The sequence below is a fragment of the Nocardioides psychrotolerans genome (assembly GCF_943371775.1).
GTDB lineage: Bacteria > Actinomycetota > Actinomycetes > Propionibacteriales > Nocardioidaceae > Nocardioides > Nocardioides psychrotolerans_A.
Window position 1 is genome coordinate 18132 of record NZ_CALRWD010000058.1, and the last position, 10832, is coordinate 28963.

Annotated in this window: 9 protein-coding genes; 4 read left to right on the plus strand and 5 right to left on the minus strand. The window is 71.3% G+C overall.

The window, feature by feature from the left end:
* Positions 1 to 1989 (plus strand): cation:proton antiporter, encoded by a 1989-nt coding sequence (locus tag AAG827_RS15660; RefSeq protein WP_341927073.1) that lies wholly within the window; start codon positions 1 to 3, stop codon positions 1987 to 1989.
* A gap of 34 nt (positions 1990 to 2023) precedes the next feature.
* On the opposite strand, the gene AAG827_RS15665 is transcribed toward AAG827_RS15660, so the two are convergent.
* The 3 genes from AAG827_RS15665 to AAG827_RS15675 are packed head-to-tail and all read right to left on the minus strand — an operon-like array spanning position 2024 to position 5400.
* Entirely contained in the window at positions 2024 to 3370 is a 1347-nt protein-coding gene (locus tag AAG827_RS15665) for an FHA domain-containing protein (RefSeq protein WP_341927074.1), read from the minus strand.
* A 1-nt stretch (position 3371) separates the two neighbouring features.
* The gene (locus AAG827_RS15670; RefSeq protein WP_341927076.1) at positions 3372 to 3797 is read right to left on the minus strand and encodes a hypothetical protein; all 426 of its coding nucleotides are present in this window, start codon (positions 3795 to 3797) and stop codon (positions 3372 to 3374) included.
* A gap of 10 nt (positions 3798 to 3807) precedes the next feature.
* A complete protein-coding gene (locus tag AAG827_RS15675) occupies positions 3808 to 5400 on the minus strand; it encodes a hypothetical protein (RefSeq protein WP_341927078.1) in 1593 nt (530 codons plus the stop codon).
* 113 nt (positions 5401 to 5513) lie between these two features.
* Between AAG827_RS15675 and AAG827_RS15680 the strand changes: the two genes are divergently transcribed.
* Together AAG827_RS15680 and AAG827_RS15685 are read left to right on the plus strand one after the other, a co-directional pair.
* The gene (locus tag AAG827_RS15680; RefSeq protein WP_341927080.1) at positions 5514 to 6314 is read left to right on the plus strand and encodes a serine/threonine-protein kinase; all 801 of its coding nucleotides are present in this window, start codon (positions 5514 to 5516) and stop codon (positions 6312 to 6314) included.
* A gap of 13 nt (positions 6315 to 6327) precedes the next feature.
* The gene (locus AAG827_RS15685) at positions 6328 to 7908 is read left to right on the plus strand and encodes a hypothetical protein (protein ID WP_341927081.1); all 1581 of its coding nucleotides are present in this window, start codon (positions 6328 to 6330) and stop codon (positions 7906 to 7908) included.
* Here AAG827_RS15685 and AAG827_RS15690 read toward each other — a convergent pair.
* Together AAG827_RS15690 and AAG827_RS15695 are read right to left on the minus strand one after the other, a co-directional pair.
* Positions 7877 to 8740 (minus strand): protein phosphatase 2C domain-containing protein, encoded by an 864-nt coding sequence (locus tag AAG827_RS15690; protein ID WP_341927082.1) that lies wholly within the window; start codon positions 8738 to 8740, stop codon positions 7877 to 7879. The two genes, AAG827_RS15685 and AAG827_RS15690, sit on opposite strands and share 32 nt — an antisense overlap.
* A complete protein-coding gene (locus tag AAG827_RS15695; RefSeq protein WP_341927084.1) occupies positions 8737 to 9435 on the minus strand; it encodes a VWA domain-containing protein in 699 nt (232 codons plus the stop codon). Before AAG827_RS15695 ends, AAG827_RS15690 begins: the two co-directional genes overlap by 4 nt.
* Before the next feature lie 115 nt (positions 9436 to 9550).
* Here AAG827_RS15695 and AAG827_RS15700 point away from each other — a divergent pair.
* Positions 9551 to 10832: hypothetical protein (locus tag AAG827_RS15700; protein WP_341927085.1), on the plus strand; the 1282-nt coding region annotated here is incomplete at its 3' end.

The following is a 10832-nucleotide window of genomic DNA, read 5'->3' on the forward strand; positions in this document are numbered from 1 at the left end:
ATGCACGCCGCCGACATCACCACCATCCTCGTGGAGCTCGCGCTGATCATGGTCCTGGCCAGGGCTGCGGGCTGGGTCTTCGTCCGCATCGGGCTGCCCGCGGTGGTCGGGGAGATCTGCGCCGGCATCCTGCTCGGCCCGAGCCTGCTGGGCCCGGAGTTCAGCGAGTTCCTCTTCCCCCTCGACACGCGGCCCTTCCTGACCCTGCTCGCCCAGATCGGGTTGATCCTCTTCATGTTCGTGGTGGGGCTCGAGCTCGACGTCTCGCTGATCAAGGGGCGGGGCAAGGTGGCGGTCTCGGTGTCGCTGGCGTCGATCGTCCTGCCGTTCAGCCTCGGGATCGGCCTGGCCAGCTTCCTCGAGGACCAGAACGTCCTGGGCGACTTCTGGCCGTTCGCGTTGTTCGTCGGCGCCGCGATGTCGGTGACGGCCTTTCCGGTCCTCGCCCGGATCCTCACCGACCGCAACATGCACCGCACCGAGACCGGGGGCCTCGCCCTCGCCTGCGCGGCGACGGACGACGTGCTCGCGTGGACCCTGCTGGCCGTGGTCATCGGCATCGCCGGGGGCGGCGGTGACCACGCCTCCTGGGTGGTCGCGCTGGCGATCCCCTTCGCGCTCTTCGCGCTGCTCGTGGTCCGGCCCCAGCTCAACCGGCTCACCAAGGCCTACGAGGTCGCAGGGCGTCTCACCCCGGGGATCCTGTCGATCGTGCTGGTCGGGCTGCTGCTCTTCGCCGCGACGACGGAATACCTCGGCGTCCACTTCATCTTCGGTGCGTTCCTGCTGGGCGCGATCATGCCGCACGAGCGGGCGGCCGCGATGCGGCACGAGATCCTGGTGCGGCTCGAGCAGATCTCGGTCCTGCTCCTGCTCCCCGTCTTCTTCCTGGTCTCCGGGCTCAACGTCAACCTGCGCGGCCTCAGCTCGGAGAACCTCGTCCAGCTCGCCGCGATCCTCGCCGTGGCCATCGGCGGCAAGTACGTCGGCGCCTACGTCGGCGCGCGGGTCTCCGGGGTCCCGCACTGGCAGGCCAACTCGCTGGGCATCCTGATGAACACCCGCGGACTGACCGAGCTGGTGATCCTCAACGTCGGCCGCGAGCTCGGCCTGCTCGGCGACACGCTCTTCACGATGCTCGTCGTCATGGCCGTGGTCACCACGATCATGACCGGACCGCTGCTGCACTTCGCCTATCCTGCGCGGCGGGTGGCTCGCGACATCGCGGAGGCCGAGCGCGCCGCGCTGGGCGACCAGGCCACCACCCGGGCGCTGGTCGTCTCGGCGCCGGGCGAGGACAGTGCCGCGGCCCTCGACGTCGCGATCGCGATGGTGCGCACCGAGCTCAACCCCGAGGTCGTGGTGGCGGCCCTCGAGCCGCAGCAGGCCACCAAGCTGGAGGTGGGCAGCGGGCTGACCGACGAGCTGGCCAAGATGACGGCCTCGATGGAGCGTCTCGAGACACTCGTGCGGCGCGGCCAGGCGCACGGCGTGCCCGTGCGGATCCTCAACCACCCCAGCGCCGACGTGACCGCCGACGTGGTGGAGCTCGCCACGGTGCTGCGACCTCAGGCGCTCGTCGTGGCGGCCGACAACCCGGGTGCCGGCGCGGTGGTCGCGGTGGTCGACTGCGTGACGGTGAGGCTCGCGCCGGGTGCTCCGACGCCGGCCGACCGAGCCTGGGTCGACGTCACCTGGACGCCCGACACCGACGGTGACGCCGCGGTGGTGCTGGCCGCGCGGCTGGCCACGTGCTTCGGCGCTCCGCTCCGGATCGGTGCCGAGCGCGAGCACCGCCGCTTCGAGCCGATGGTCGAGGCGTTGAGCGGCCGGGGCGTCGCCATGGTGGCCGGCTCCGAGATCGGCGAGGCGCTGACGGTGGGGGTCGCGGGCGGCGCGGCTCACGTGGGCGTGCGTGCGGAGGTGGACGCCGAGCCGACCGACTGGAGCGCGGTCGACCTCGGATCCGCGCCGGCGGCAGCGCCCTAGGGGCGCCCCTGGGAGATGCCCCTAGGAGATGCCCCTAGGAAATGCTCTGGCCCTCGGCGGACTGACCGCCGTGGGTGTTGAAGGCCAGCGTGCGGTGCCCGATGCGGACTCGGGTGCCGGGGGTGAGGACCTCCTCGCCCCCGGACGCCATGCGCCGCCACTCGACGGCCTTGGGGCTGTTGAGGAACGTGCCGTTGGTCGAGGTGTTGTCGACGAGCACGACGTCCCAGCCACGCAGCTCGAGGCGGGCATGGACGCGGGAGACCATGTTGGAGGTGTCGATGATCGAGATGCCGCGACAGTCACCCTGGCGCACCCGGTCGTCGGCGTCCGGGTCACGGCCGAGCAGGTAGTCGGTGTCGAGCTGGAAGACCGCCCCGTCGTCGAGCACGACGACGCCGAGCGGGGGGCGCTCGCCGTTCACCAGCACCGGTGTCTGCTGGACCATGTTGATCCCGCACACCGCACAGAAGAGCACGCGGGGGTCGTTGAAGTGCCGGTTCTTGCAGAAGACGCCCCGCACCTCCGAGACGACCCCGGAGGCCACGACGTCTCGCTGGTCGGCCACGATCGGCAACGGCGTCACCGGCTCGTCGTCCTCGAGGTCGCTGAGCTTGACCGAGTCGAAGCTCGCGAACGCGTCGGGCATCGCGGCCAGGACCGGGCGGTCGCCGGTCGGCGTCGGTGGCACGGGAGCCGGTGGTGCGGGGGGTGGGGCAGGGGTGGGCTCGGGCGTCGGCGGGGTGACGGGCTCCGGCATCGGCGGGGTGACGGGCACCGGCATCGGGACCGGCGCCGGTGCGGGCGTGGGCTCCGGGTCGGGCATCGACGCGACGTCGCCGACGACCTGGCTCATCGCCATGGTCGGTGTCTCGTCCACGCTGACCGAGAACCCGCCTGCAGGGATGACCCCGGCGCGCAGGTCGTAGAGCGCGCCGAGCGGGGTGCCACCCGGGTCGACGGTGGCGACCAGCTGCGCGACCGGCCACGGGACCAGGCGCTCCACCCAGGACAGGGATCCTGCGCCGCTGATGGTCTCGCCGCCGACGGTCACGCTGGCGTCGCCCGACACGATCACCGCGAGCCCGTTGCCGTGCGGTGCGAGGGCGGCGAAGGCCGGCTCGTCGCCGGCGCCCGAGGAGAGCTGGAGTGCGAAGCCGCGCACGAGCTGGCGCCCGTCGCCACCGTTGGCCGCGACCATCTGGGCCTGGTCGAGCAGCGGCGCGACGGCGGCCGGGTCGGTCGAGGCGACGAGCAGCACGACGCCGCCCAGCCGCGCGAGCGTGCCCGAGCCCGCGTGCGGCGCGAACGGCGCAGCGGCCCAGTCGGCCGACGACCCCAACGAGTGCGCCGGGGAGGGGGAGGGGGAGTGTGGGGTCACGTCAGACCAGCCTTCCGCCGAAGAACCGCCAACGGACGTTGAAGATCCGCATCGGTCCGTTGGTCCAGATCCAGATGGCCACCCAGATCACGAGGAACATCACGAGGAACGTCGAGAGGGGCACGCCGAACCGGAGGCCGGGCACGATGCCGAGCTCGAGCAGCACCCAGACCAGCAGGCCCTCGTTGATCGCGTTGAGCAGGCCGAACAACGTCGGCCAGTCCTTCTCCCACCGCCACTGCATGAGGCCGTGGTAGACCAGCTCCCACAGGACGCCGAGCACCAGGACCGTCGCGAGGACGGTGTAGGTCATGGCGTAGTCGGGATCGCCGGGCAGCACCGGGGTGATCACCAGGGTGATCAGGCCACCCATGACGACGAGCATGAAGATCCGGGTCTGGATCCGTCCGTTGAGGGTCGGCAGCATCGACGCGCTCCTAGATCTGCTTGCCGGAGAACCACTTGAGCCACTGCGAGGTCGACCGGACGGTGCCGATCCGCTTGCCGAAGCCCCGCTTGGCGAGATCGGCCTGGATCTCCTGGGCTGCGACCTGGAGCCCGAGGAACGTGTCGACGCCGGGGAAGTAGCCGCCCAGGGTCGTCGCGCCCGAGGCGTAGAGCACGCCGTTGCCGGAGGCGGTGCCCTTGAGCTCGAAGGTGCGGTCGACGTCCAGCCGGCCGACCGGGTTGCGCCCGGCTCCGCCGTGGTCCAGGAGGTCCTTGAGCAGTCGGTGCTCGGCGATGTCGGCCTCGAGCCCCGTGCAGTCGATGACGAAGTCGACCTCGAGCGGATAGGTGCCCTGGGCCGTCTTGACCTGGTTGAGGATCCGACCCTGGTGGGGCGTCATGGAGTCGACCGTGCCGATGGCCAGCTGGTACCAGCCCTCCTGGCGGCCCTGCTTCATCTGCTTCTGCCAGTAGCGCCGGTAGGGGGTGTTGGTGCCGCCCATGACCTTGTACTTGGCGGCGCGCTCTGCCCCCTCGAGCTTGCGCATCTCGGCCTTGAGCTGACCGCCCCACACCGACTTGGGGTAGTTGAAGCCCTGGTAGGCCCAGCCGTCCGCTCCCTTGCGCTTCATGAACGCGTGCGGCTTGGCCGAGCCGGCGCCGTCGTTGGGACCGTCGATGAACGTGCGGAAGAGGTGGACGATCGTCGTCTGGGCGCCGTGCAGGAGTCGGTCGTCCATCAGCCTCTGCAGCACCCGGGAGGCGACGATCCCGCCGCCGCGCACGAGCACCGTGCTGGGCGTGGTCATCAGTCGCTCGTAGACGTGCTCGTGGGACTCGTAGGCGTTGACCACGTGCTGGTAGTCGTTGTGCTCGGTGCGGTAGGCCTGGAGGTCGGGCAGGAACCGCAGACCGGGGTAGCCGACGGCCAGGTGGACGTACTGCGAGCGGAAGGCCAGGCGCTTGGTCGCGGTGGCGCCCTCGGGAGGCGTCAGGATGGTGAAGTAGCCGCCACCGGCCCGTCGTCGTACGACGCGGACCAGGCCCTTGGCGAGCATCTCGTCGTAGCGGATGCGCTTGGCCTCGCGCTCGATCTGCTCGAAGACGAAGCCGGCCTTGGGGGTGTAGAAGTCGGCGAAGATCGGCTCGACCAGGACCTGCCACAGGGTCGCGGGGTTCTTGGACCGCCAGGCCTCGCTGACGGCGTAGGACGGGAAGCCCCAGATGTTGTCGGGGCGGGACGCGGAGTCGGAGCGCAGTCGCTCGCCGCGCGGGATCTGCGAGACGCGGGTGAGGTACTCGTAGGTCTCCCACGGGTGGTCGAGCGCGGAGAGGATGCGGATCTGGCTGGTGTCGACGCCGCCGATGCGCAGGTAGTCGGCCGTCACGAAGCTGCCGATGCCGCCCCCGACGGACACGAAAGGCACGTCCACGATGGGGATGCCGGCCGACGCGACGAGCTCGTCGGTCCACCAGTCGGTGGCCAGCAGCGCGTCGGTCAGGTCGCCTGCGGCGGGCTGGGAGGGCAGGTAGTTCTGGGCGCCCGGTGTGGGGAACACGGTGCCGGCGGACGGATCGATCACGGCCACCCCTTCGACGTCGCTGACTGCGCCAGACCGTACTCCTGTTGGGACCGGGTGGTAAGAGAGCAAAATTCACCGGAGACCTGAGGGGCGTTTGGTGCCATGCTGACCTCGTGCACGGGATCGCCGACTACGAGTTCGTCCGGCCGCTCGGGGTGTCGAACTACGGGACCAACTACCTCGCGACCGCCCCCGCACGCCTCGGCATCGGGGACGCCCAGGTCGTCGTCAAGGTCATCTCCGGCCCGACCTCCGACGACGCGTTCCGCCGCGCGACGCGCGAGCTCAAGCACTTCAGCCTGGCCGAGTCCGACAAGCTCGTGGCGGTCTACGACGCCGGTCGGCAGGGTGGTGACTTCTTCTACGCGATGGAGTTCCTGCCGCTCGGCTCGCTGGAGCAGCCGGCGCGCACCCTCGACCGGGCCCACGCGATCCGGGCCGTGGCCGACGTCGCCCTGGCCGCGCACGCGCTGCACGAGCGGGGCATCGCGCACCGTGACATCAAGCCCGCCAACATCCTCATCGCCGAGGACGGAGGCCGCCTGGCAGACCTGGGGCTCTCACAGCTGCTGTCGCCCGGCATGGTCGTGACCGGGATGGGCCAGATCGGCCTGGAGTACACCGATCCCGCGATCATGCTGGGGGCGCAGGCGTCCCGGGCCAGCGACATCTGGTCGCTGGGCGCGAGCCTCCACTTCGCCGCCACGGGGGTCGGCGTCTACGGCGACCTCCCGACGCGCGAGCCGCTGCTGCTGGTGCGCTCGATCCTCGCCTCCAGCCCGACGATCCGCCCCGAGGTCACGCCCGGACTCGCCTCGTTGATCGCCGCATGCGTCCACGCCGACCTGGCGATGCGACCCCCCACGGCGGCCGACGTGGCGACGCGGGTCGCGGCACTGGGCCCCGAGGGCTGAGGAGCCGGTTGGCATGGAGCTGCACGAGAACCTCTACGAGCTGGGCCTGAGCTTCGGTCGAGACGTCTTCGACGACGCCGACGGGCTGCGGGCCGCCCTCGACGACTTCCTCGACGAGGGGGCCGCGTCGACGGGTGACATCAACCTGCTGGTCGACGCCGTGCGCCTCGGCTCCTTCCAGTGGATGTTGACGACCATCGACAGCGGCGCCGAGCCGTCCCGCGCCATCGAGTCGGCGGGCGACCTCCTCGCCCGCGACCGCGGCAGCGCTGACGTCGCCGGCTCCCGATGGGCGGTCGCGGTGCTCGGCTTCGCCGTGGGGAGGGTCACCGACACCGACGTACGTCGTTATCGCACGCAGGGTGCCGTGCCCCCGCCGCCCAGCCAGGTGCCGCCGCCCACGAGCCCGGTGCCACCGATGATGTCGCCCGCCGGTCCGCCCCCGACGGCTCCACCGGCGATGGCCACGTTCATGCCCCAGCAGATGCCCCAGCAGATGCCCCAGCAGATGCCCCAACCCGGGGGGCAGTGGTCCAGTCCACCTCCGCCCGCACAGCCCGGTCCGGGCACGGGTGGGGGGAAGGCGAAGGGCAAGGGCCTGCTGCCCCTGCTGATCGGCGCCGGGATCGGACTGGTGATCCTCGCGGTCGTCTTCGGCGTCCTGCGGTTCACCGGTGGTGACGACGAGCCCCGGGTCGGCCCTGACGACGACCCGAGCTCCGGCCGCACCAGCGACGGGCCCACCGACGGGCCGACGGACGGCACCACCGACGGGGTGACCGAAGGGCCGGACCTGGCCTTCGACGCGATCAACCAGCGCTACTCCGCCCTCGGCACCCGCGTCACGACGGGACAGTCGGACTGCGTCGAGGGCGCGGCACTGTCCGGGCAGGCGGAGGCGATCTCCTGCACCTTCCCGCGCGGCACGCTCGAGCTCACGACCTACGACACCCTCGACGAGCTCCAGGCGGCGCGGTCTCGCGCCGTCAACACCGACGTGGGCGGCCGCTACGCCGAGGGCTCCTTCGGGGTGATCTTCAGCTTCGACACCGAGTCGACGAGCCCGACGCTCTACTGGGACAGCGAAGGGTCGCTGCAGAGCGGTCTCTACGAGGGCGGCAGCGCCGACGTCGAGGTCGACGAGCTGGAGCAGGTCTACGGCAGCGTGGGGAGCTTCGTCGACTACCCGTCGCGGATGAGCGACCCCGACCTCATCGACTTCGCCCAGTTCTGGCTGCGACCCAACCAGTGCGACCGGATCCAGACGCTGTCGCCGGGGGAGCTGGAGGAGAGCCGGTGCAAGGCGCGTCGACAGATCGTCGTCTACGTCGCCAAGATGGCCAGCAAGAAGGACCTGATCGACTATCGCCAGGTCCGCCTGCGCGACTCCCGGCGCGACGGGCTGATCCTCAGCCCGCCCGACTGGATGTTCGGCACGGGTGCCGTCGAGGGTCGGGTCGCCGACTCCTACGCCGACGGCGACCGGGTCCTGCGCTACTGGGACCAGACCGCGTGCCTGTGCTACATGGAGGCCTACTACCCGACCAACGACCAGGACGCCCTCATCGCGTGGTGGGAGTCGCCGAAGCAGTAGCCCCGGGATCGGCACCCGGGTCGAGCGAGGTCAGGGCGACCAGCGCCAAGGTGGTGTCGTCGCCGCCGATGGCCGCCGGCTCCTCCAGCCACCCGGGCAGCCGCTCCTCGATCCACGCGAAGCCGTGCTGGCGGGCGAAGTCGACCAGCTCCTCCCCGGTCTGGCGCCACCAGCCGTCGGCGTCGACGCGCGAGGTGCTGAAGCCGTCGGTGCAGAGGTAGCCCAGCACCAGGTCCTCGGCACGCACGTCGAGTGCCCCGACGCGCAGCGAGGCTCCCGGGTCGGGCTGGCACAGCGACGTCGTGCGGCTCCCGTCGAGGTCGGGGTCCTCGGGGACGGGGCGCAGCGCCGTGCCCGCGGACGTCACGACGACCGCGTCGCCGTCACCGATCTGCACGACCCCCAGCAGTGCCTCGGTCGCGACCATGGCCAGGACCGTGCTGCCGTAGGGGCGGGTGCGCTGTCCCGGGTCGGTCGGGTCGACGAGCAGCAGGTCGTCACCGGCGAAGGGCCGCTGGGCGACGTGGTCGTGGACGGCCTCGGTCCACCGCGAGATGAGCTCGGTGCCGACCTCGCGCAGCACCCCCGGCGCGGTGGCCGGGTCGGTGAGGTGGGGGAGCGCCGCGGTGAGGAGCTCCGCGGAGATCCGTACGGCGAGAGCGGACCCCACGTCGCTGCGGAAGTGCAGCCGGTGGCCGTGGCCGTCGGCCACCGCGACGACCGCCGTGCCGCCGGTGACCAGGACGGTGTGGGCGTCCTGGAGGGGCAGGCCGTCGCGGACGTGGACCGAGCCGATGTGGGTGCCGGACAGGGCCGTCCAGCGGCGGCTCATGCGAGCGTGCTCCAGATCGGGTCGCCCCCGGCGGCGGACGGCGGGGTGTAGGTCACGGGGGCCGATCCGATGACCGGCCGCGAGGCGCCGCGGCTGGCGGCCTTGGACGCCCAGACGATGTATTCCACCAGCTGCTGGGGGTTGTCGGCGCGCAGCAGAGGCACGTCCTCGTTGCCGATGAAGCGTCGCAGCGAGTGCATGTCGGCGTCGCGGCCGACGCCGAGCGCCAACCGGATCGCGGCCGCGCCCCACCGCTCGTCGAGGACCTGCTGGAGGCCGTCGGCGAAGCTGATGCCGGTGCTGTCGGTGGGACGACCGTCGGAGACGAGGATGATCGCGGGCGGGTAGCCGCTGGCGTTGTCCATCTCGCGCAGGCTCTCGGCGAGGACCGAGAGGGCGCTGCCGAGCTCGGTGAAGCCCTTGGGCGTCGCCGGCAGTCGCTCCCAGTGGAACTGCTCGATCGGCGTCGGCTCCTCGACGACCCAGGTCGTCTCGGTGGCGAAGGCCAGGACCCGCACCAGCAGCTCGGCGTGGGGATTGGCGCGGGCCTCGTCGCGCAGGTGGGGCACGACCTCGGCCATCGCGTTGTTGAGGGCCTGGATGCGGCCGCCGCGGAGCATGGAGCCGGAGACGTCGAGCACGAAGATGAAGTGCAGGGGCTTGCGCCCGAGGGCACCACCCAAGCGATCACTCATGCTCCACCTGCCTTCGATGCCGCGGCCGTGGCGAGGATATACCCTGTTGCCGCTCCCAGCGGGGGGCTTTCCTCGTCTCGTGATCCACGGCTGTGAGCGGAGGTGACCGGCGCCCATGAGCCTCTCCAACGGGACCGAGGTCGACCTGGGACCGCTGGGTCGCGCCCACATCACCGAGCTCCTCGGGCAGGGCGGCCAGGGCTTCGTCTACGAGGTCCGGCTCGCCAACGGCGAGGCCCTCGCGCTCAAGTGGTACCGCCCCGAGTGCGCCTCCGTGGAGCAGTTCGACGAGATGCAGCGCCTGGTCGAGTCCGGCTCGCCGCACGAGCGGTTCCTGTGGCCGATCAGCATGGCGCGCGTGGCCGACCAGCCGTCGTTCGGCTACGTCATGCGCCTGCGGGAGAGCCGCTTCCTCGAGCTCAGCTATCTCCTGTCCAACACCGACCGCGACGGCCACCCGCTCTCGGTGTCCTTCGCCTCGACCATCGCGATGTGCCGCCAGCTGAGCTACAGCTTCCTGCGCCTGCACGCGCGGGGCATGTGCTACCGCGACATCTCCTTCGGCAACGTCTTCTTCGAGCCCGAGCACGGCGACGTGCTGATCTGCGACAACGACAACGTGGGGGTCGACGACGGCACCAGCCGCGTGCTCGGGACGCCCTTCTTCATGGCCCCGGAGGTCGTGCGCGACCTGACCTACCAGACCCTCCCGAGCACCGACACCGACCGGCACTCGCTGGCGGTGCTGCTCTTCTACACGCTCTTCCTCGGCCACCCCTTCGAGGGCGCCCGCACCGACGCCGGCCTGCGCGACACCTCGTGGCTGCTCACCTACTTCGGCACCGAGCCCGTGTTCTGCATGGACCCCTCCCGCGACGACAACCGGCCGTCCGCGATCGTCCAGCAGTACTGGGCGATCTACCCCCGCTTCCTCCAGGACCTCTTCGTGCAGGCCTTCGTCGCCGGTGCCCACCACCCCGGGCAGCGGGTCACCGAGGGGCAGTGGATCAAGGCGATGGACCGGCTCCGCGACGGCATGGTCACGTGCCGCGGTTGTGGCGCGACCGGGTTCTGGGACCTCGCCGAGCCCGACCGGACCTGTCGTGCCTGCGGCGCCTCGCTCGCGCCGCCGTACGTCCTCAAGATCGGTCGCCGCACCGTCGCGGTCAGCCCCCTCGCGACCCTGCGCACCGACCACCTCGCCTCGGGCGTCGACGACTCGGTCGTGGTGGGCCAGGTGCGCGCCCACCCCCAGGACGCCACCCGCTGGGGCCTGCACAACCTGTCGACGCGTCCCTGGGAGGCGACGTACGGCGCCGGGCAGGTCGTGCGGCTCGAGCCGGACCGCACCATGGAGATCTCCGACGGCATGCGCATCGCCGTCGACTCGGCGACGG

Excerpts from the sequence above, each read along its gene's own strand:
- AAG827_RS15660 (WP_341927073.1), top strand. The coding sequence starts at position 1 with ATGCACGCCGCCGACATCACCACCATCCTCGTGGAGCTCGCGCTGATC.
- AAG827_RS15690 (WP_341927082.1), bottom strand. The coding sequence starts at position 8,740 with ATGAGCCGCCGCTGGACGGCCCTGTCCGGCACCCACATCGGCTCGGTC.
- AAG827_RS15685 (WP_341927081.1), top strand. The coding sequence starts at position 6,328 with ATGGAGCTGCACGAGAACCTCTACGAGCTGGGCCTGAGCTTCGGTCGA.
- AAG827_RS15695 (WP_341927084.1), bottom strand. The coding sequence starts at position 9,435 with ATGAGTGATCGCTTGGGTGGTGCCCTCGGGCGCAAGCCCCTGCACTTC.
- AAG827_RS15670 (WP_341927076.1), bottom strand. The coding sequence starts at position 3,797 with ATGCTGCCGACCCTCAACGGACGGATCCAGACCCGGATCTTCATGCTC.